Origin of the sequence: Thiomicrospira sp. WB1 (assembly GCF_001507535.1) — a bacterium.
Taxonomy (GTDB): domain Bacteria; phylum Pseudomonadota; class Gammaproteobacteria; order Thiomicrospirales; family Thiomicrospiraceae; genus Hydrogenovibrio.
This window is the reverse complement of record NZ_LQBN01000002.1, coordinates 397,913-418,889: the sequence shown is the minus strand read 5'-3', so window position 1 is coordinate 418,889 and position 20,977 is coordinate 397,913. Positions and strand designations below refer to the sequence as shown.

General features: G+C 53.8%; 21 protein-coding genes. 16 read left to right on the top strand and 5 right to left on the bottom strand.

All coding sequences use genetic code 11. The features are described 5' to 3' along the window. Positions 1-70 precede the first annotated feature (70 nt). The 4 genes from AVO41_RS06350 to AVO41_RS06335 are packed head-to-tail and all read left to right on the top strand — an operon-like array spanning position 71 to position 3,048. The gene (locus tag AVO41_RS06350; RefSeq protein WP_068584361.1) at positions 71-706 is read left to right on the top strand and encodes an L-threonylcarbamoyladenylate synthase; all 636 of its coding nucleotides are present in this window, start codon (positions 71-73) and stop codon (positions 704-706) included. 15 nt (positions 707-721) lie between these two features. Beyond that, complete coding sequence (locus AVO41_RS06345) at positions 722-1,381, top strand: site-2 protease family protein (RefSeq protein ID WP_201022856.1); 660 nt, start codon at positions 722-724, stop codon at positions 1,379-1,381. A gap of 24 nt (positions 1,382-1,405) precedes the next feature. Then, complete coding sequence (rluB, locus tag AVO41_RS06340) at positions 1,406-2,323, top strand: 23S rRNA pseudouridine(2605) synthase RluB (protein WP_068584359.1); 918 nt, start codon at positions 1,406-1,408, stop codon at positions 2,321-2,323. Beyond that, positions 2,320-3,048, top strand: coding sequence for a DUF445 family protein (locus AVO41_RS06335; RefSeq protein WP_068584357.1), 729 nt, complete (start codon positions 2,320-2,322; stop codon positions 3,046-3,048). The genes rluB and AVO41_RS06335 overlap by 4 nt, the downstream gene beginning before the upstream one ends. Before the next feature lie 39 nt (positions 3,049-3,087). On the opposite strand, the gene AVO41_RS06330 is transcribed toward AVO41_RS06335, so the two are convergent. Then, complete coding sequence (locus AVO41_RS06330; protein WP_082676590.1) at positions 3,088-3,999, bottom strand: DMT family transporter; 912 nt, start codon at positions 3,997-3,999, stop codon at positions 3,088-3,090. 172 nt (positions 4,000-4,171) lie between these two features. Here AVO41_RS06330 and AVO41_RS06325 point away from each other — a divergent pair, with 172 nt between their 5' ends. After that, positions 4,172-4,669, top strand: a complete 498-nt coding sequence (locus AVO41_RS06325) for a CIA30 family protein (protein WP_068584354.1) — start codon at positions 4,172-4,174, stop codon at positions 4,667-4,669. On the opposite strand, the gene AVO41_RS06320 is transcribed toward AVO41_RS06325, so the two are convergent. From AVO41_RS06320 to ubiG, 3 genes are read right to left on the bottom strand one after another with little or no spacing between them, the layout of a single operon-like run. Further along, positions 4,662-5,363: an SDR family NAD(P)-dependent oxidoreductase gene (locus AVO41_RS06320; protein ID WP_068584350.1), complete on the bottom strand. Its 702-nt coding sequence runs from the start codon at positions 5,361-5,363 to the stop codon at positions 4,662-4,664. The two genes, AVO41_RS06325 and AVO41_RS06320, sit on opposite strands and share 8 nt — an antisense overlap. Then, positions 5,360-6,013: an HAD family hydrolase gene (locus AVO41_RS06315; protein ID WP_068584347.1), complete on the bottom strand. Its 654-nt coding sequence runs from the start codon at positions 6,011-6,013 to the stop codon at positions 5,360-5,362. Before AVO41_RS06315 ends, AVO41_RS06320 begins: the two co-directional genes overlap by 4 nt. A 28-nt stretch (positions 6,014-6,041) precedes the next feature. Next, positions 6,042-6,752 carry a bifunctional 2-polyprenyl-6-hydroxyphenol methylase/3-demethylubiquinol 3-O-methyltransferase UbiG gene (ubiG, locus tag AVO41_RS06310; protein WP_068584814.1) on the bottom strand — a complete coding sequence of 237 codons (711 nt, stop codon included), beginning with the start codon at positions 6,750-6,752 and terminating at the stop codon, positions 6,042-6,044. A 223-nt stretch (positions 6,753-6,975) separates the two neighbouring features. Between ubiG and gyrA the strand changes: the two genes are divergently transcribed. The 11 genes from gyrA to pyrF all read left to right on the top strand — a co-directional run bounded on the left by gyrA (position 6,976) and on the right by pyrF (position 19,412). Further along, complete coding sequence (gene gyrA / locus AVO41_RS06305) at positions 6,976-9,576, top strand: DNA gyrase subunit A (RefSeq protein ID WP_068584343.1); 2,601 nt, start codon at positions 6,976-6,978, stop codon at positions 9,574-9,576. Between the two features lie 28 nt (positions 9,577-9,604). Beyond that, positions 9,605-10,669: a 3-phosphoserine/phosphohydroxythreonine transaminase gene (gene serC / locus AVO41_RS06300; RefSeq protein WP_068584341.1), complete on the top strand. Its 1,065-nt coding sequence runs from the start codon at positions 9,605-9,607 to the stop codon at positions 10,667-10,669. 12 nt (positions 10,670-10,681) lie between these two features. Then, positions 10,682-11,794, top strand: coding sequence for a prephenate dehydratase (gene pheA, locus AVO41_RS06295; protein ID WP_068584338.1), 1,113 nt, complete (start codon positions 10,682-10,684; stop codon positions 11,792-11,794). Between the two features lie 27 nt (positions 11,795-11,821). Then, positions 11,822-12,961, top strand: coding sequence for a histidinol-phosphate transaminase (gene hisC, locus AVO41_RS06290; protein ID WP_068584335.1), 1,140 nt, complete (start codon positions 11,822-11,824; stop codon positions 12,959-12,961). Further along, entirely contained in the window at positions 12,958-13,857 is a 900-nt protein-coding gene (locus AVO41_RS10790; protein WP_068584334.1) for a prephenate dehydrogenase/arogenate dehydrogenase family protein, read from the top strand. Before hisC ends, AVO41_RS10790 begins: the two co-directional genes overlap by 4 nt. A gap of 33 nt (positions 13,858-13,890) precedes the next feature. After that, positions 13,891-15,219: a 3-phosphoshikimate 1-carboxyvinyltransferase gene (aroA, locus tag AVO41_RS10785; RefSeq protein WP_068584331.1), complete on the top strand. Its 1,329-nt coding sequence runs from the start codon at positions 13,891-13,893 to the stop codon at positions 15,217-15,219. 43 nt (positions 15,220-15,262) lie between these two features. After that, positions 15,263-15,940, top strand: a complete 678-nt coding sequence (gene cmk / locus AVO41_RS06275) for a (d)CMP kinase (RefSeq protein WP_068584811.1) — start codon at positions 15,263-15,265, stop codon at positions 15,938-15,940. Between the two features lie 186 nt (positions 15,941-16,126). Next, positions 16,127-17,800 carry a 30S ribosomal protein S1 gene (gene rpsA, locus AVO41_RS06270; protein ID WP_068584328.1) on the top strand — a complete coding sequence of 558 codons (1,674 nt, stop codon included), beginning with the start codon at positions 16,127-16,129 and terminating at the stop codon, positions 17,798-17,800. Positions 17,801-17,894: 94 nt separating this feature from the next. Beyond that, the gene (locus AVO41_RS06265) at positions 17,895-18,200 is read left to right on the top strand and encodes an integration host factor subunit beta (protein ID WP_068584325.1); all 306 of its coding nucleotides are present in this window, start codon (positions 17,895-17,897) and stop codon (positions 18,198-18,200) included. A 76-nt stretch (positions 18,201-18,276) separates the two neighbouring features. Continuing rightward, positions 18,277-18,663 carry a LapA family protein gene (locus AVO41_RS06260; protein ID WP_068584322.1) on the top strand — a complete coding sequence of 129 codons (387 nt, stop codon included), beginning with the start codon at positions 18,277-18,279 and terminating at the stop codon, positions 18,661-18,663. A 47-nt stretch (positions 18,664-18,710) separates the two neighbouring features. Next, positions 18,711-19,412 carry an orotidine-5'-phosphate decarboxylase gene (gene pyrF / locus AVO41_RS06255; RefSeq protein WP_068584319.1) on the top strand — a complete coding sequence of 234 codons (702 nt, stop codon included), beginning with the start codon at positions 18,711-18,713 and terminating at the stop codon, positions 19,410-19,412. An 8-nt stretch (positions 19,413-19,420) separates the two neighbouring features. On the opposite strand, the gene AVO41_RS06250 is transcribed toward pyrF, so the two are convergent. Beyond that, positions 19,421-20,962 carry an ATP-binding protein gene (locus AVO41_RS06250; RefSeq protein WP_068584316.1) on the bottom strand — a complete coding sequence of 514 codons (1,542 nt, stop codon included), beginning with the start codon at positions 20,960-20,962 and terminating at the stop codon, positions 19,421-19,423. Positions 20,963-20,977 lie beyond the last annotated feature (15 nt).

Here is a 20,977-nt window from a genome sequence, read left to right as displayed (position 1 = left end):
TCCGGTTTTGACCAGGCCTGGTAAAAAAACCACTCCAGAGCATCGCATAGAGAGGAAAAGACAGAGCGATATGGCCAAGAACGCATGTGAGTACATCGCCATTCATCCCGAAACACCGCAGCCGAGGCTAGTGGGGCAGGTCGCCGATCTGTTGCAGCAGGGCGGGGTGATTGCCTATCCCACCGAATCCGGTTACGCATTGGGGTGTCTGCTCGACAACAAGGAAGGCGCGGATCGGATTCGTGAGATTCGCCAGCTTGATCCCAAGCATCCCTTTGCGCTGATGTGTCATGACCTCAGCCATCTGTCTTCCTACGCCAAGGTGGGAAACACGCAATTTCGCTACCTGAAAGCCAGTTTGCCCGGGCCTTATACGTTTATTTTACCGGCCAGTCGCGAGGTGCCGCGACGGCTGCAAAGTCCCAAGAAAAAATACATCGGTCTTCGTGTAACGCCGAATGCCGTTGCCCGGGCGATTTTGGACTGTTTTGAGCAGCCACTGATTACCGTCTCCCTCATCCTGCCGGGGGAAACGGTCCCGATGACCGACCCGTGGGAAATTCAGGAAACGATCGGCCATGCGCTGGATGGCGTGGTCGACGGCGGGCACTGTGGATTTGAGCCCACCACCATCATTGACTTCACCGACGATGTCCCGCAACTGATCCGTCAGGGGCAGGGCGCGTTTACTCAACCCGGCGAATGAATTCAGGAGGCCATTGTGTTTGAATTGAACCCCATGCAAACGCTGGCCGTCTGGTCGCTGCCCGTACTGCTGGCCATCACTCTGCACGAAGTAGCGCATGGCTGGATGGCATCCCGTCTGGGTGACCAGACCGCACGCATGCTGGGACGGGTCACCCTCAATCCATTCAAACACATTGATCCCATCGGCACGGTCCTGGTTCCGTTGGCACTGTTGTTTCTGGGCGGCTTTGTGTTTGGCTGGGCCAAGGCCGTGCCGGTGTCACAACGCAATTTCAAACGTCCACAACGTGATATGGCTTGGGTCGCCCTTGCCGGGCCTGCGGCCAATCTGGTGATGGCGCTGGGCTGGCTGGCGCTGATCAAAGTGGCCATGAGTCTGGGCGCCACGCTTGAAAGTGGGGGGACGGGCAGTGCGCAATTTCTGCTCTATGCGGGGGTTGCGGGGGTCACCATTAATTTATTGCTGATGGTCCTGAATCTGCTGCCGCTGCCGCCTTTGGATGGCAGCCGCGTACTGGCCGCGTTTTTGCCTCGTAAGTGGGTCTGGCATTATTATCGACTGGAACCTTATGGTTTGTTTATTCTTTTGGGCCTGCTGTTTCTGGGCATACTCGGCCCGTTGATTTCCGGCCCGTTTTTGTGGCTGCGCCAGATGTTATTTACGTGGCTTTAATGCCTTTTTAAGGAATTTTCGCTTATGAGCAAAACACCCATTTCGCAACCCTCTCAGGCCACGGTCGCCTCTGAAACGGAAAAGTTGCAAAAAATTCTGGCACGCGGCGGCGTCGGATCCCGACGCGGGGTCGAAAAATTGATTGAACAGGGACGCGTTTCGGTCAATGGCAAACCGGCCAGACTGGGAGACCGGGCCCATCTCTCTGACCGGATTGAAGTGGATGGCCAGCGCATCAAAGCCACCCGTCTGGCACCGCAACTGACGCGTGTATTGCTGTATAACAAACCCGAAGGGGAGGTCTGCAGCCGTCAGGACGAACAGGGACGGGCCACCGTTTTTGCGGCTTTGCCGCGCATCATCAACAGCCGCTGGGTAAGTGTGGGGCGGCTGGATTTGAATACCTCAGGCCTGTTGCTGTTTACCAATAATGGTGAGCTGGCCAGCCGCCTGATGCATCCTTCCCAGCAGTTAAGCCGGGTTTATTCGGTGCGGGTGTTCGGTAAATTGACCGACGAGCGTCTGGCCCAATTGAAAAAAGGCGTGCAGCTGGAAGACGGTCCCGCATCGTTTGATCAGGTTTCGCGCCTGCCCCAACAGGACCAGGATTCCGCCAATCACTGGTTGAAGGTGTCGCTCAAAGAAGGCCGCAACCGCGAAGTGCGTCGTTTGTTTGAAGCCGTCGGGCTTCAGGTCAATCGTTTGATCCGTACCCGCTATGGGGACTGGAGCTTGCCACGCGATTTGCGCCAGGGGAAAACTCGCGAACTGACCTGGAAGCAGGTTAACGAGCTGTTGACCCAGGTGGGGCTGCCACCCGATCCCAGGCCCGATCAGGCGGCCTTGCCCAAAAACGCGGCCACGCGCAAGCGTATGCACAGCCGCAGTCAGCCTGCCAAAGGCAAGCCCGGCTTCAACAAAAAAGGGCGCAAGCCACGATGAACCTGGTCAGTCTGGTTTATTTTTCAGCCATAACGTTGTTGCTGGCCGGGTTGATTTTTGATTGGCCCATGGCGTTTTGGGCGGGTGGCTTTGCTTTGTCCGGTGCCCTGACCAATGCGCTGGCCATTCATATGTTGTTTGAAAAAGTGCCGGGCATGGCCGGCTCCGGGGTCATTGCTGCCCGTTTTGATGACGTGACCGCCGCATTGCATCGCTTGATGATGACGCAGTTTTTCACTCAGGACAATATTGAACGGTTTTTGTTTTCAGAGACCGAAACGCAGCGCATCGATCTGTCTCCATTGATCGAACAGGCTGATCTGACGCCCGCTTACGATCGCCTCAGTGAGGTCATTCTGGCCTCCAAATTCGGTGGTGCTTTGAGTCTATTTGGCGGCGAAAAAGCCTTGCAGAGTTTGAAAACGCCTTTTCTGACCAACTTGAAGTCAGCGCTGCAGGAGGTGACGCAATCCGATGAATTTCAGGACGTTTTGCATGCGCAAATGAACAGTCAGATGGACCGTCCGGATGTGCTTGACAGGCTCCAGCAAGACGTTTCCAGAATCATTGAAGCACGCCTGGCCGAGCTGACCCCTGAATCGGTCAAGGTCATTGTGCAGACATTGATCAAGGACCATCTGAGCTGGCTCGTCATCTGGGGCGGCGTGCTTGGTGGGTTGATCGGCCTGGCGTCTGCGTTTCTGGCCAGGTTTGTCGGAGCCTGATCGGAATTGAGCCTCGCGGGCTTTTCCCGCGTCGGCGTTTCAGGCCGACGCACGGCTGAGTGCTGTGACCGTCGCCAAAATCAGGCCCATGCCCAGAAGTTGAACCGGTTCAAGGCCCTGGTTGAGCAACCAGACGCCCAGAATGGACGCGGTCACAGGCTCGACCATGGCAATGATCGCAGCGACGGCGGGCGCGGTGTGGTGTAGCCCGATCACATAAAGAATGAATGAGAGTCCCGCCCCCAATACACCAATGCCCGCAAACCACAACACATGCTGGCTCTGAATCGCTGCCATGACCTCGTGCCCATCCACCAAGCCTGCCAGCAGGATGACCAGGACCGAAAAAGCGATCATCAGTATGGCCTGTGGACTGCCGTGGGGGGCAGCGTATTTGAGGCCAAATATAAACCCGGCATAGGCGAGCCCCGCCAGTAAGCCCGCAATGACCCCAAAAAAGCTGACATGGCTGGCACCGGATTGATAGACCTGAGTGAGTAGAACAATGCCGAAGCTCACCACCGCCATGGCACTCCATTTGGCAAAAGTCGGTGTTTCCAGCTTTAAGGCAAACGAAATCAGCAACACGAACACGGGCGCGCAATACATCAGTGTGGCGGCCACAGCCACACTGCCCTGGGCGATGCTGATGAAGTAAAACGTAAAATTTCCTGCGATGCCAAGGCCTGCGACCACTGACCAGAGCCACAGCCAGGGATTGTTCAGACCGCTGTGTCCGGGGTGCCATAGCAACCAGACGCTCACAAACAGCCAGCCCACGCTGCCACGATAGAAGGCAATGGTTAGCGGGTCCCAGCCATTGGCCATCAACCACCCTCCCAGTCCGCCGGTAATGCCCCAGAAAATGGCGGCAATGATCACCAGAAGCGGGCCAAAGTGGCGCACAGAGAGGGAGAGTGGTTTGCGTAGAGAGGGAGAGAGCATCGACATCAGTGCCCTCCTATGTTGCCGCGCGTTTTAAAACGCTGTGAATGTTCTGAAACCGTAACATTTTCAAGCTTTCATACGAAAGAGGGCAAGGCAAAATCAATCGGTTTCCAATGTGTCAGCGCAGTGGTAAGGTGATAAAGATATCGGATTATTTTGCTTTGGAGGACACACCATGGAACACCATCCCTTATACCAGGGGGCTGATGCCCCTCATCACAACCGTTGGCGTCTGGTGACCGATCAGGTGATGGGCGGACATTCACAGGCGCAGATGCAGTCGGATGACAGCGGGCTTCACTTGACCTGCCACATCAGTCTGGATGACAACGGCGGGTTTGTGCAGGTGCAGTGGCCTTTGAAAGGCATCGCGTCACTTGCGTCCTATACCGGTCTTTATATGGATGCCTGTTCGGATTCGGCGGTGTCTGTGGACTGGGTGCTTAAATCTTCTCAGCTTTGGTTGCCGTGGCAGTCGTATCGGCAGAGCGCGGTGGTCGGCACGGCGTGGCAACGTTTTTATGCGCCTTTTTCTGCCTTCGAGCCTTACCGGACAAAAACCCGCTTAAACCTGGCGCGCGTGACCAAATGTTCGCTCTTGATTGGTGGCGAGGCCATGGACGTGTCACTGCGGGTGAAGGCAATGGGGATTTATCGGTCGCCAGCTAATTGAGTTTGACCCACCAGGCCGGCGTGGCTGTTTGTTGCAATGCTGCCATCAGCTCGTTGGCTATCTGTTCGTGGTGGGGCAGAGTGGCCGGGTTTTCGGACGGAAACTGTCGTGAGCGGGTATTGGATTGAAACGCGGGTAACCAGGCCTGGTAAAAATGCCAGTTTTGATCGCTGTGTTCGGCCGCGACGGTGGTCATCAGTTGTGCCAGGCCGGCTTTAGCAACGCCATAGGCGCCATAATAAGCTGGGTTCTGCCCGGTTTGTTGGTCGAGAATGGTGATCAGATCAGCATTGTCGTTTAAGACCGGCAACAGGGCTTTCATCAGATAAAAATTGGCCGTCAGATTGGTCTGCAACAATTGCAGCCATTGGGCTTCATCAAAATGAGCGATGGGGGTAAACGCGGGCAGTTCGGCGGCATTGAGCCAGACGCTGTCAACACCGCCCAACTCATGCAGGGCCTGCGCCAGCTGTTGGAAATGTCGTGGCTCGGCGCCGCTCAGGTCCATGGGATACAGGGCCGGTTCAACCTGAGTAGAGTTCAGAGAGATCAATTCGTCATAGAGCAGGTTCAGCGCTTTCTGATCTTTGTCCAGCAATACCAGGTCGGTTGGGGTGTTAAGCGTGTTGGCCAGCGCCAAGGCCAGACTGCGTCCCAGTCCCTGAGCGGCGCCCGTAATCAAAATGGCACTCATAAACGCTCCTGTAAAAAATGGCTGATTTCAATCGGGGTTTCAAAGTGGAAGTCGGCGGGCCAGGCATCCTCGCCGGCGCCTTCCGGTAGGTAGCCAAACAACGCCGCGCCGGTTTGCATGCCAGCGTTGACGCCGGCTTCGATGTCTCTGGGGTGGTCCCCCAGATAGAGACAGTCTTTGGGCGAAACCCCGCTTTGTTCGGCCGCAAGCCACATGGGTTCCGGATTGGGTTTTTTCTGAGCCAAGGTGTCGCCACAAATGACCGTTTTGGGTTCGCTGGGAAAGGTCAGAGTCTCCAGCAATCGTTCGGTCAGCCAGGTGGGCTTATTGGTCACGATGCCCCAGGGAATCTTGTTTTCAGCCAGGTGCTTCAAACCGCCTTCCAAGCCCGGAAACAAACGTGTGTGATGATCAATGTGGCGGTAATACACGGACAAAAAATGTTCGCGTCGCTCCTGGATTTCGGCATCGGACAAATTGGGAAAGGCCAGTTGTGTCATGGCGAGACCGCCTTGCGAAACCGTTTTTCGGATGGTCTGGTAGTGCAGGGGACGCACACCATAATGACGACAGGTTTGGTTGAGCGCATAGGCAAAGTCATAGGACGTATCCAGCAGGGTTCCGTCCAGGTCAAACAGCACACATTTCATGGGGATTGAGGATCACTTGTCAGTTGAGTTAAAAAGGTTTTCGAAACGCCAGCAGGTAGTTGACGCGCAGGTCGTGAGTCAGGCGGCAACGTTTCAGAAGGGGGTTGTAGTCAATGCCCGCGCTGGCCTGCAGGTTTAGGCCGCTCTGGCGGCCCATACGCTCAAGTTCCGAAGGCTTGAGCAGCTTGTCATATTGGTGTGTTCCGGCCGGAACCAGATTCAACAGTCGTTCCGCGGCCACGATCGCCAGCGCATAAGCTTTGGGGTGGCGGTTGATGGTGGAAACAAACAGCCATCCGCCGGGCTTGAGTGCATGACTGGCAGCCTGAATGACACTGGCCGGGTCCGGGACGTGCTCAAGCATCTCCATGCAGGTCACACAGTCATAGTGCTCGGGCTCGTTTTCGGCTTTGCTTTCGGCACTGACGGTCTGATAGTCAATGCTCAGGTTTGCTTCCATTGCATGAAGCCGAGCGACGGTCAGCACGTCATCGGCCAGGTCAATCCCTGTGACGTCTGCGCCTGCTTTCGCCATTGCCTCTGACAAAATGCCGCCACCGCAGCCGATGTCCAGAATCCGCTGAGAAGTCAGTGACACATGGTTCTGCATAAAAGCGACCCTGAGCGGGTTGATTGCGTGCAATGCTTTGAATTCACCGTTTTGATCCCACCAATTTTGAGCGTGAGCATTGAAGCGGTTCAATTCAGCCGGATCGGCATTGTGTTCAGCGGAAGTCATGGTCGGTTTGCTACTCGCGTCTGGCTCAAAAAACAGAATCTGAAGTATAGCAAATCCTGGCCCGGCCTGTTGGCTTGTCATATTCGCTTTCTTGGGGCATTTTAAGGTATAATACGGCAAATTTTTTAGCGTCGGATGGGGTGGCTTCATCCGGCTCGAACCCGGTTGCAACCCCTTCATAATATAAAAACGCGGCCGCTCAATAATCAGAGAAGAAATGCCTATGTCAGAGTTTGCCAGAGAAATCCTGCCGATCTCCCTTGAAGATGAAATGGAGCAGTCCTACCTCAGTTATGCGATGAGTGTGATTGTCGGGCGGGCGTTGCCCGATGTACGAGACGGCCTCAAGCCGGTTCATCGCCGTGTGCTCTACGCCATGAATGAGCTGGGCAATGGCTGGAACCGGCCCTATAAAAAATCGGCTCGTATCGTGGGTGATGTCATCGGTAAATACCATCCGCACGGGGACAGTGCGGTCTATGACACCATCGTACGTATGGCGCAGCCTTTTTCTTTGCGCTACATGCTGGTCGACGGGCAGGGGAACTTTGGTTCCATCGATGGCGATGCGCCGGCGGCGATGCGTTACACCGAAGTGCGCATGGCCAAGGTTGCGCATGAGCTGTTGGCCGATCTGGACAAAGAAACCGTCGATTTCAATCCCAACTATGACGAATCCGAACATGAACCGGTGGTATTGCCCACTCGCATCCCCAACCTTCTGGTGAATGGCTCCTCCGGGATTGCGGTGGGGATGGCCACCAATATCCCTCCGCACAATATCAATGAGACGATTGAGGCCTGTGTGGCTCTGATCGATCGTCCGGAAAGTTCGATCAGTGAGTTGATGGAACATCTGCCCGGACCGGATTTTCCAACCCACGGCATCATCAACGGGACCAAAGGCATTCGCGAAGCCTATGAAACCGGTCGCGGTCGTGTCCACATGCGCGCCCGTACGCACATCGAAACCGATGCCAAAGGCAAAGCATCGATTGTGGTCGATGAAATTCCTTATCTGGTGAACAAGGCCAAGCTGATCGAGCGTATCGCCGAACTGGTGAAGGATAAAAAAATCGAGGGCATCAGTGCTTTGCGGGATGAGTCCGACAAGGAAGGCATGCGCATTGTGATTGAGGTACGCAAAGGCGAAGTGCCGGAAGTGCTGATCAATAACCTCTATAAACAAACCGCGATGCAGACGGTGTTTGGCATCAACATGGTCGCTCTGATTGATGGCCAGCCCAAGCTTCTGAATCTGAAGCAGATTCTGGAAGCCTTTATCAAGCACCGTCGGGAAGTGGTCACTCGTCGTACCATTTATGATTTGCGCAAAGCACGCGAGAAGGCCCATTTGCTTGAAGGGCTGGCGCTGGCATTGACCAACATCGATGAGATGATTGAACTGATCAAAGACTCACCCACTCCGGCGGTGGCCAAAGAGCGGATGCTGTCGCGCGATTGGGCGATTGGCCATGTGAAGCAGTTGTTGGAACGCGTTGAGCTGGATGACATTCGTCCGGAGGACTTGGCAGATGGTTTCGGCGCCGTGGGGGAGGATGTATACAAGCTTTCACCGGTACAGGCGCAAGCCATTCTGGAAATGCGTCTGCACAAGCTGACCGGGTTGGAACAGGACAAAATCCTGGAAGAATACCGTGAGTTGATCGAGCGCATTGCCGAATACCTGGAAATCTTACGTAATCCGGACAAGTTGACCCAAGTGGTTCGAGAAGAGTTGCTTCAGGTTATTGATGATTTCGGTGACGCGCGGCGTACGGAAATCGATCATTCCTATCAGGATCTGGAAGCCGAAGACCTGATTGCCAGTGAAGATCGCATCGTGACCTTGTCGCAGGACGGCTACATCAAAACCCAGCCGCTTTCGGATTATCAGGCGCAGCGACGAGGCGGACGCGGTAAATCGGCGACCCAGATGAAAGAGGACGATGAGGTCGATCAGATTCTGGTGGCCAACACCCACGATATGCTGTTGTGTTTCTCCAACCGAGGCAAACTCTACTGGCAGAAAACCTGGCAGTTGCCATTGGCCGGGCGCGGTGCCAAAGGCAAGCCGATCGTTAATGTCCTGCCTTTGGAAAAAGACGAATTCATTACTTCGATTTTGCCAGTATCCGAGTTCTCTGAGGGGTATTACGTCTTTATGGCGACGCGACAGTCCACGGTCAAACGGGTGGCGCTGAGTGATTTCTCACGCCCCCGAGCCAATGGCATCATTGCGTTGGATTTGCTGGAGGATGACGCTCTGGTCGGTACGGCGCTGACCGATGGGGAACAGGACATTATGCTGTTCTCCAATGTGGGCAAAGCGATTCGCTTTCAGGAGACCGATGTCCGGGTCATGGGACGTCAGGCCCGGGGCGTGCGTGGCATGAAGCTGAAAGACGACATGCACATTGTCAGTATGCAGGTGGCGCAGCCGGATACATTGATTCTGACCGCAACCGAGCATGGCTTTGGCAAGTGCACGCCTGTGGATGACTATTCAACCATTAACCGCGGTGGTCAGGGTGTGATTTCGATCAAACAGTCTGAGCGCAATGGCCAGGTGGTCAAGTCGGTCGCGGTCAAGCCCGACCAGGAAGTGGTCCTCATCACCAATAAAGGCACGCTGGTTCGAACCCAGGTTGAAGGCGTATCGGTGGTGGGGCGCAATACCCAGGGCGTGAAGCTGATCAACGTCGGTAAAGGCGAAAAAGTGGTCGGTCTGGCCGTGGTCGATGTTCAGGCCGAAGAGTTGCCGGATGATGACGCAGAGGCCGGTTCAGAAGCTGAGAAAGCGGTCGATCAAGCAGAAGAGTAATTTTAAATCAATAAGATAGAAAGCACAGATGAGAGCATTTAATTTCAGTGCCGGTCCGGCCATGTTACCGGAAGCGGTGATGCAAGAAGCCCAGGCAGAATTTTTGGATTGGCAAAACACCGGCATGTCGGTGATGGAAATGAGCCATCGCAGCCCGGAATTCATGTCCGTGGCCAAAGAGATGGAAGCCGATTTGCGTGACCTGATGGCCATTCCGGATCATTACAAAGTGTTGTTTGTGCATGGGGGCGCGTCGCTGCAGTTTGCCGGAATTCCGTTGAATCTGACGCAAGCGGGCGATACGGTCGATTATTGCAATACCGGTGTCTGGTCTGCCAAGGCGATTAAAGAAGCGTCACGCTTTGTGAACGTCAATGAAGTGGCCAAAGCCGAAACGTCGATTCCGGCGTTTGACCAGTGGCAATTGTCTGAAAATGCCAAGTACCTTCATATCTGCCAGAATGAAACCATTACCGGGGTTGAGTTCCAGTCATTGCCCCAAACCGACAAGCCCATCATTGCCGATTTTTCTTCGACCATTTTGTCGCGCCCCATCAAGGTGGAAGACTATGGCATGATTTATGCCGGTGCACAAAAAAACATCGGCCCAGCCGGACTGGCCATTGTGATTGTACGGGAAGATCTGATCGGCCAGGCACGTGACGACACCCCGACTTTGATGAACTGGGCGACTTACGATCAGTTTGAATCGATGTTCAATACGCCTTCGACCTTTGCCTGGTATCTGGCGGGCAAGGTGTTCAAATGGTTGAAACAACAGGGCGGTTTGGCGGCGATGGCGCAGATTAATGAGCGCAAAGCACAGAAACTGTATCGACTGATTGACGCCTCGTCACTCTATTACAACGAAGTGGCGCCGGAGGTGCGCTCCTGGATGAATGTCACCTTCAAACTCAAGGATGAAAGTCTGAATCAGGCCTTTCTGGACGAATCCCGTGCCGCCGGACTCTTGAGCCTGCGCGGGCACAAAACCTATGGTGGGATGCGTGCCAGTATCTACAACGCCATGCCCGAAGCCGGGGTGGATGCGTTGGTGTCCTTTATGACTGATTTTGAACAACGCCACGCCTGAGAGGCAAGCCCAATGTCGAACGCAACTCCTTCTGCCTCTGAACAAGCCGAGCTCGGTGTGATTCGTGAAGAAATTGATGCGATTGATGCGCAGATCCAGTCTCTGATTGCACAACGGGCTGAATGCGCTCAGAAAGTGGCCGACATCAAAACCCGAGGCGGGCAGGTCGAGGCGGTGTTTTACCGGCCCGAACGCGAAGCGCAAGTATTGCGTGCGGTCAAAGAGCGCAATCACAGTCTGATTCCCGACGAAGACATGGCACGTTTGTTCCGTGAGATCATGTCATTGTGTCTGGCGCTGGAACAGCCAATCAAAGTTGCTTATCTGGGGCCGGAGGGCAGCTACAGCCATGCCTGTGTCATCAAGCAGTTCGGTACGTCGGTTCATCCGCATGCGGTTGGCAGCATTCAGGAAGTGTTTCAGGCCGTTGAAAAAAAGCACGTTCAGTATGGCGTGGTTCCGGTAGAAAATTCCAGCGAAGGGGTGGTCAAGCAGACGCAAAAGTCCCTGATGGATACGTCTTTGACCATCACCGGTGAAGTGGATCTGGCCATTCACCATTGTCTGTTGGCACAAACCCCTGATCCGCATCAGTTGAAAAAAATTGTGGCGCATCCTCAGGCTCTGGGCCAATGCGAAAACTGGTTGAGTCAAAACTTACCAGGCCTGGTGATTGAAGAGGTGGCGTCCAATGCCGTGGCCGCGCAAATGGCCGAGGCCGATCCGAAAATCGGTGCCATTGCGTCGGAACAGGCGGCCCGGTTGTACGGGTTGAAGATACTGGAAACGCACATTGAAGATCAAAAGAGCAACACCACCAAGTTTTGGGTGCTGGGCCATGAGGCGGCCGGTCCCAGCGGAGTGGATAAAACCGCGATGATTCTGTCGGTGCCCAACCAAGCCGGATCCTTGATTCGTGTTCTGGATGGGTTTGCCAAGCGAGGCATCAGTATGACCCGGATCATTTCAGTGCCGTCTACGGAGACACGCTGGGACTATATTTTTTACATTGATATTTTGGGCCATCAGCAACAACCTGATGTGCATGAAGCCCTGACCGAAGTGCAGGCACAATGCAGTTATTTTAAGCTACTGGGCTCCTACCCGGTTTCGCCTTTGGATTAGCGGCCAATCTTTAAAAGCAAGGAACGTATGACCGAATATTCACCTTCCAACGCCTCCTGTCCGGTTGCGGCCAAAGCCAATGCGGCTGTCAAAGGCATTCATCCCTATCAGCCGGGCAAGCCGATTGATGAGCTGCAGCGCGAATATCACCTGACGCGGATTTCCAAGCTGGCATCCAATGAAAACCCGCTTGGCAGCAGTCACAAAGCCACTCAGGCCATTCAGAATGCGCTCAAAGACATGGGGCGCTACCCGGATGGTCACGGTTTCTATCTCAAGCGTGGCTTGTCGGAGCATCTGGATCAACCAGAAGAGTGCATTGCCACCGGCAATGGGTCAAATGAGTTGCTGGAGCTGGTGGCGCGTGTTTTTGCCGGGCCAGGGGATGAAGTCATTTACAGCCAGCATGCGTTTGCCGTTTATGCCATCAGCACTCAGGCTGTCGGCGCCGACGCGGTGGAAGTGCCAGCCCGAAACTGGGGCCATGACCTGAACGCCATGGCGGCGGCTGTCACCGATCAAACCCGTCTGATTTATCTGGCCAATCCCAATAATCCCACCGGCACGCGTTTTGGCAAGCGTGAATGGGAAACGTTTATGAGCAAAATTCCACCCGAGGTGGTGGTGGTTCTGGACGAAGCGTATTTTGAGTATGCGCAATCCCGCGACGATGCCTTTAACGGCTTGCACTACCTGGGCCGTTATCCCAATCTGATTGTGACACGGACCTTTTCCAAAGCCTATGGGCTTGCAGCGTTGCGGGTCGGCTATGCTGTCGCGCACCCTGAAATCATTCATTTAATCAACCGCTTGCGTGAACCTTTCAATGTTAATCATATGGCGCAGGTGGCCGCCACTGCGGCGCTAAAAGACCCGGTGTTTGTGCAAAAAACCATTGAAACCAATCATCAGGGCATGCAGCAGTTGGAAAGTTTCCTCAAAGAGCATCAGTTGAGCTTTATCCCTTCCAGTGCCAACTTCATTTGTGTGGATTTTGGTGAGAAAGCTCAGGCCATGAACGAAGCCTTGTTAAAAGAAGGCGTGATTGTGCGGCCCTTGGCTCAAACGGGCGAATTAGCGCCTTTCCTGCGTGTTTCCATTGGTACGTTCAGTGAAAACCGTCATTTTATGCAAGCATTGATGAAAATTCTGCGGAATCCGGCATGACCCCGACTGTGTTTGAGCGTGTGACCGTGATTGGTGTGGGATTGATCGGCGGCTCCTTTGCCTTGGGCTTAAAACAGGCAGGCCTGGTAAAAAAGGTCATCGGTTACGCACGCCAGAAGGCGCATCTGGATGTGGCCATGGCGCGTGGATTGATCGACGAAGCCAGTGATGACATCGCACAGGCAGTAAGCGGCGCGGATCTGGTTTTCATCAGTGTGCCCATGGATGCGTTTGACGGCGTTCTGCGCGCCATGCAACCACACCTGTCTGACAACACCTTTGTCACTGATGCCGGCAGCACCAAGCAGTCAGTGGTGGCCAATGTCGAAGCGATCTTCACGTCCGATCAGGCCAGTCGGTTTGTGCCTGGGCACCCCATCGCAGGCAAAGAACAATCCGGTGCGGCGGCGGCGTGTGCGGACCTCTATCAGGCGCATCGTGTGGTGCTGACCCCGGATCAAAGCACCCGGTCCGATGCGCTGGAAGCGGTGATCACCACCTGGCAGGCGCTGGGCGCTCAGGTCTGCGAAATGCCGCCTCATTTTCACGACAATGTGTTTGCGGCCACCAGTCACTTGCCCCATTTTCTGGCTTATGCGTTGGTCGATCTGCTCAATGAGCACGAAGAGCTGGGCAATGTGTTTCAGTACACGGCTGGAGGCTTTCGTGACTTTACACGCATCGCTTCCAGTGATCCGACCATGTGGCGGGACATTGGCAAACATAATGGGCCGACCATAGCCAAATGGCTCAGGCATTATCGTGACGAAGTCGATCAGTTGATCGAAGCCATTGAACAAGAAAACTGGGATGGGCTCTACCGGCGGTTTGATCGCGCCAAACAGGCGCGTGATCACCACATTCTCGGGCAAAGCATTCAATCTCCCAAAGAATAGACAAAGCGTCTCTGACGAGATAAGGATTCAACCATGCAAAATGTGCAATTTACTGTTTCTCCCAGCCGTTCGTTAAAAGGACGGGTTCGCGTGCCGGGGGATAAATCCATTTCACACCGCAGTATCATGCTGGGTGCACTGGCCGAGGGGACAACCGAAATCACCGGTTTTCTTCAGGGCGAGGACGCTTTGGCTACCTTGCGCGCGTTCCAGACGATGGGTGTGGATATTTCCGAGCCGGATCAGGGACGTGTGACAGTCCAGGGCGTTGGCTTGCGCGGGTTGAAAGCCCCGACTGCGGATCTGGATATGGGCAATTCCGGCACGGCCATGCGCTTGATGGCGGGGATTCTCGCCGGGCAGAATTTTCAATCCCGGCTGGTGGGGGATGCTTCGTTGTCCAAACGCCCCATGAAACGGGTGACCGATCCCTTGAAGGCCATGGGGGCTCAAGTGGACACCGACGAGGGTGGGACACCACCGATTCGAATTTCACCCAGCCCGGCTTTGCATGGCATTGACTACACCTTGCCCATGGCCAGTGCACAGGTCAAATCCTGCCTGCTCCTGGCCGGTTTGTTTGCCAAGGGACAAACCTCTGTGATTGAGCCGGCCCCCACGCGTGATCACACCGAGCGGATGCTCAAAGGGTTCGGTTATTCCTTAGAGGTCGAAAAACTGGATGCATTGCGTACCAAGGTCTCTTTACAAGGCGGCGGACGACTGCAGGCCTGTGCGATTGATGTGCCCAGCGACATTTCCTCGGCGGCTTTTTTTATGGTGGCCGCTGCGATTGCGGACGACAGTGATTTGGTGATCGAGCACGTCGGTTTGAACCCGACCCGAACCGGGGTGATTGATATTTTAAAACTCATGGGCGCTGACATCACGCTGGAAAATGCGGATGAAGTGGGTGGCGAACCGGTCGCAGACGTTCGGGTACGCAGCTCGAATCTGAAAGGCATTGAAATCCCGGCGCATTTGGTGCCTTTGGCGATTGATGAATTTCCCGTCCTGTTTGTGGCGGCTTCAGCGGCGGAAGGGCAAACCATTCTGACCGGTGCCGAAGAGCTGCGAGTGAAAGAGTCCGATCGCATTCAAGTGATGGCGGATGGACTTCAGGCCGTGGGCATTGATGCGACACCGACGCCTGATGGCATGATCATTCAGGGTGGCGCTCAAACGTCGCAAAATGCCGTGATTCACTCCCATCACGACCACCGTATCTCCATGGCTATGGCCGTGGCCGCATTACGTGCCAAACAGCCGCTGGTCATTGATGACTGCGCCAATGTGAACACATCCTTTCCCAGTTTTGTGGCATTGATGCGTCAGGTGGGGCTGGAAATTGACGTGACGTGAATCAATTTTTCAGCGGTCGTTTCAAACAAGGATATTTATGATGATGACAGAAACCACGATTCCCGTGATTGCCATTGATGGCCCAAGCGGTGTAGGAAAAGGGACTTTGGCGCAATTTCTTTGCGAGCATTACGGTTTTCATCTGCTCGACAGTGGCGCCATTTACCGCACACTGGCTTATGGGGTCACTCATAACGATTTGGACATCGAAGACGAAAAAGCGATTGTTGACTTAGCTCGCGCCCTGCCTGTTCGTTTTGAAAACGGTGAGGTGCTGTATGAAGATGAAACGATTACGCGCGCAATCCGAACGGAAACGGTGGCTGCAGTCGCCTCTCAGGTTGCTGCCATTCAACCGGTCCGGGCTGCATTGCTGCAGCGTCAGCGTGATTTTGCCAAAGCGCCGGGACTGGTCGCAGATGGGCGAGATATGGGAACGGTGGTTTTTCCGCAAGCTCCGGTAAAACTGTTTCTAACCGCTTCGGCCGAAGAAAGAGCAAAAAGACGCGTTATTCAGTTGAAAAATCAAGGGGTTGATGCTAATATTGCCCAAATAACGCAGGACATTGAACAACGAGACGCGCGCGATCGCACGCGTCAGTCGTCACCTTTGATCCCTGCTGACGATGCTGTAGAAATTGACACGACGTCTTTGTCGATCGACGAAGTCTGTCAACAGGCTATTCGTTTGTGCGATGACTCCGGCATTCAGTCCGTTTGATAAAGCTTTCTGACTGATTTTAAAGTATTTAAAAAATCCCTGCTGTCGTCTATCAGCGGGGATTTTTATTTTATTAACACCGTCGATTGTTTGGGAAATCGGCGACTAATCATTGACCCGACCAGGCACTGGAAACCCCAATTTGACAGGCCTGGCCGGTTTGAACAACAACTTGGTATATTATTCATGAGTGAATTATCTTTCGCTGAACTATTTGAGCAATCCCTTGAACAAGAAAAATTTCAGACAGGTTCCCTGATTCTGGGTACTGTGGTTGGCATCGACAAAGAAACCGTTCTGGTTGATGCAGGCATGAAATCGGAATCCAGCATTCCTAAATACCAGTTTGAAAACGCCGAAGGCGAACTGGAAGTTGAAGTTGGGGATGAAGTCGAAGTTTATCTGGAAACCCTGGAAGACGGCTTTGGTGAAACGCGTCTGTCGCGTGAAAAAGCCAAGCGTGCCAAAACTTGGGATCGCCTTGAAGCGGCGATGGACGAAGACGAAACTGTCAAAGGTCGCGTCACCGGTAAAGTTAAAGGTGGCCTGACGGTCGACATTGATGGTGTTCGTGGCTTCTTGCCTGGTTCACTTGTGGATGTGCGTCCGATCCGTGATTTCAGCTTCCTGGAAGGGAAAGAAGTTGAGCTGAAACTGGTGAAGCTGGATCGTAAGCGTAACAACGTGGTCGTATCTCGTCGCGCCGTCATCGAAGCGGAAAACTCCGTAGAGCGTGAAGCGCTTCTGGCGAACATGGAAGAAGGTGCAATTCTGGAAGGGATTGTCAAGAACCTGACCGACTACGGTGCCTTCATCGACTTGGGCGGCATCGACGGTCTGTTGCACATTACCGACATGGCATGGCGTCGTGTGAATCACCCATCCGAAGTCATCAATGTGGGTGACGAAGTGGAAGTGAAAGTGCTGAAATTCGACCGTGAGCGCAGCCGTGTGTCGTTGGGTATGAAGCAACTGCAGGAAGATCCATGGAATGACATGGTTGCGCGTTACCCAATCGGTTCCGAGATCATGGGCAAAGTGGCCAACATCACCGACTACGGTGCGTTCATTGAAATCGAAGAAGGCATCGAAGGGCTGGTGCATACCTCAGAGCTGGACTGGACCAACCGCAATATTCACCCATCCAAGGTGGTTCACCTGGGTGAAGAAGTCAAGGTCAAGATTCTGGATGTGGATCAGGAACGCCGCCGTATTTCGCTGTCAATCAAACAGTGCACCGTGAACCCTTGGGAAGCGTTTGCTGCGACCCACACCAAAGGGGACAAGATCACCGGTAAAATCAAATCGATCACTGACTTCGGTATCTTTATCGGCCTGGAAGGCAACATCGACGGTCTGGTTCACCTGACGGATATTTCCTGGTCTCAGCCTGGCGAAGAAGCGGTGCGCGAGTTCAAGAAAGGGGATGAACTGGAAACCGTTATCCTTTCCATTGATCCGGACCGTGAGCGTATTTCACTGGGTCTGAAGCAGCTTGAGCAGGATCCATTCGGTGAGTACCTGGCAGAACACGGCAAAAACAGCATCGTGACCGGCACGGTTAAATCCGTGGATGAGAAGGGCGCTGTGATTGACCTGGCAGACGAAGTGGAAGGGTACATTCGTGCCTCTGAACTTGAAGCCAATACGCGTGATGCCAGCTCTGTCTTGAGCGAAGGTGATACGGTTGAAGCGAAAATCGTCAATGTGGATCGCAAAAACCGTAACCTGTCCCTGTCTGAAAAAGCCAAAGCGATTCAGGAAGAGGCCAATGCGGTGAAAAACTACTCCGCAAACCAGCCTCAAGCGCAGAATACGCTGGGCGACTTGCTGAAAGATCAGCTTTCAGCGGAAGACTGATCTGTCCTGACGGATTCGAAAAGTCTTTGGGCACACCAGCCATGGCGGTTGGTGTGTCTAAAATTCTCTTTTAATCAATCCAAGAGACAGTCGAATGACCAAGTCAGAGTTGATCGAGCGCATTGCTCGAAAACAGACACAATTCACGCAAAAGGATGTGGAACTCGCTGTCAATCAGATTCTGGACTCGATGATTGAATCCCTGTCCGAAGGTGATCGAATTGAAATTCGTGGCTTTGGCAGCTTCAGTCTCCATTATCGCAAGGCACGCATGGGGCGTAACCCCAAAACCGGTGAAAAAGTGGCATTGAGCGAAAAGCGTGTGCCGCATTTTAAACCTGGCAAATCGTTACGCGACCGCGTGAATGCGTCACGCGAGACCACAGACATTATCAGTTAACCAACCGACGGAATTTTTTCAATTCCGGTTTTTAAAAGGGTTACAATGTTATTTTTAACGTTGTCGCCCTTTTTTTATGCACCGTTTATTCTCTTTTCTGCTTGTGTTGCTGTTTTTAACCGCCGGTTTTGTGCTGGGAATCAGCAATCCGCAATCCGTTCCGTTTCACATGATAGTGATCGACGTTCAGTGGCCTTTGTCGGTTCTGTTGGCGGCCATGTTTGCGCTGGGGGCTTTGCTGTCGGCTGTCTACATGGGGCTCAAGCTTACCCGGATGCACTGGCAGAACCAACGCTTGAAGCATCAGATCAACCAGCAGGCGCGTGAGCAACTGCACTGGCAAAGACAGCAGCAGTCTGATCGTCACAACCAGACCCGGGAAACCATCCATCAAGCGCTGGAACAGACAAAATCAACGAATGTACCCGCCGCACGCCTGCCTGTCAGTCAAAACGATGCTTGATTCGGCTCGGTGGATGTCATTGTTTGCTAAACATCACAAGGAACACCATGTCACATATTGCTTCACCACGTATTATTGTTGCGCTGGATTATGACCGTCCTGAAGCCGCCTTGTCTTTGGTGGATCGGCTGAATCCGTCGGATTGTCGACTCAAGGTAGGGAAGGAGTTGTTTGCCGCCGGCGGGCCGGAATTGGTCAAAACGCTGGTGAAGCGTGGGTTTGATGTGTTTCTGGATTTAAAATACCACGACATTCCAACCACGGTGGCGAAAGCCTGCCGTGCCGCAGCGGAGCTTGGGGTCTGGATGCTTAATGTGCATGCGCTGGGCGGACGTAAAATGATGGAAGCCGCCAAGGCCGCATTGGCGGAGTCCCCCGATTCACCTCTGTTGATTGCGGTGACCGTTCTGACCAGTCATTCGGCGTCTGATCTGGAAGAGCTTGGCTTGCCCGGCACGCCTGAAGCGAATGTGATGCGTCTGGCAGGCCTGGCCAAAGAAGCCGGGCTGGACGGGGTCGTCTGTTCGGCTCGCGAAGCCAATGCTTTGCGTCGGCAATTTGGCGAGGCATTCCAGTTAGTGACGCCCGGTATCCGTCCTGTCGAGGCCAGCCTGGATGATCAGCAACGGGTGATGAGTCCTGAAGAAGCGATTGAGGCCGGGTCAAGTTACCTGGTCATTGGTCGTCCCATTACCCAGGCGGCTGATCCTCAGGCCGCGCTGGATGCGATCAATCATAGCATTGCCTGAGCGCTCCCCTATTCGTCAGCGAGTGGCAAACGCAAAATAAACACAACGCCTGTCTTTTCCGATGTGTCTGACCAGTTTTCCGCCTCCAGTGTGCCCTGATGAAAATTGGCAATCAAGCGGGCAATATAAAGGCCCAAGCCTAAATGCGCCTGCTCGTCCTGATTAAAGCGGCGAATGGACAGCATCCCGTCAAAAATCTGTGTTTCATAACCTTCCGGTAAATGTGGCCCACAGTTCTTAACCCGAATCTCGATCCACTGACCGCGCTTGTGTGCACTTAAGCTGATCGGGCACTGGCCGTTATCAAAGTCTTTGGCATTGCTGATCAGCTTGTCGAGAAGCTGTTCCAGCATGAAGCCATCGCCCAAAACCTGCAGCTGGCCGGTCAATGTCTGCTGAACGTCAAATCGTTCGGCATCCATTGAGGTGATGCTGTCGAAATAGTGGGTCAGCATTTCGCCCACAGGAAACGCTTCACGTGGCTGCGCGTGCAGGCTGTCTTCGATGCTGGAGGCCTCTGACATGGAGGCGATGATCTGTTTGAGTTGTTCTAAAGCACGCTGGGCATAAGAAAGTTGCTTGTGTTGCACATCTTTTTCCAGCATTGACAGCGACATGGCCAGTCGATTCAAGGGGTTGTGAATTTCATGGCGAAGGGCACGGGGCAGTTGTTTGAGGTAACGCTCATAGCCTGATAGCTGACTGAGCATTTCATAAATATGATGGCGCAAATCAGACAGCTCATCACGGTAACCGCGTTCGCTCTGATCCTGAAAATCCAACTGATGCGCACGACCGTAAGGGTCAAATGTCTGGCGCACGTCACGGTCCAGCCGCAGAATTCGGTTTGACAGGGACGCGGTATAGATCACGGCCCCGAGGATGACCAGCAAAAACACTATGCTGCCGATGCCAATGAGACGGTAAAACATGCTCAATGATTCGGTGAGCAGGCTGTCCATGGTTTGTTCGAGAATGATGGCGCCGACAATCTGATCCTTGATCTTAAGTGGGGTGGCTGACATCAGGGAGACGGGTTTGTTGTCACGGTTCATTCGGTACTGCTGAAAGGTACGTCCACGGATGGCTTGTTTGATCAATGCCACTTCCGGTGTCAGGCTCTGTGGGAACGGATAGGGCAGTGAGTAGGGAATCAGCTTTGACAGTCCCTTGATGGCAAAGTGGCCGAGCGTGGTAAACGGGTCCTGGTAGGCATTGGATTGGTAATTGGCCAGGCGACCCACCACGTAAGTGGCCTGACCGACTTCATTGACAATCCAGAGCACCGAACGGTCCAGGTTTAAATGGGCCAGCTGACTGGTCGGGTTGCCCGCCTGGATTTGCAAAGCCCATAAGTCGGGCCGATTTTCCAATATATAGGACAGGTTAACCACGGTCTGTTGCTGAATGATCGCCTGGTTTTTTAACAGCAGCCGATGCAGATCCACCGCAAACTTGTAGGCCAGAAACGGCAGAATGGTCAAAATCAGTAACAGAACAAAAAAACGGGTTCGAATGGAAAGGCGGGGCGACCAAAAGGGGAAGCGCATAAAACAACCTGCGTA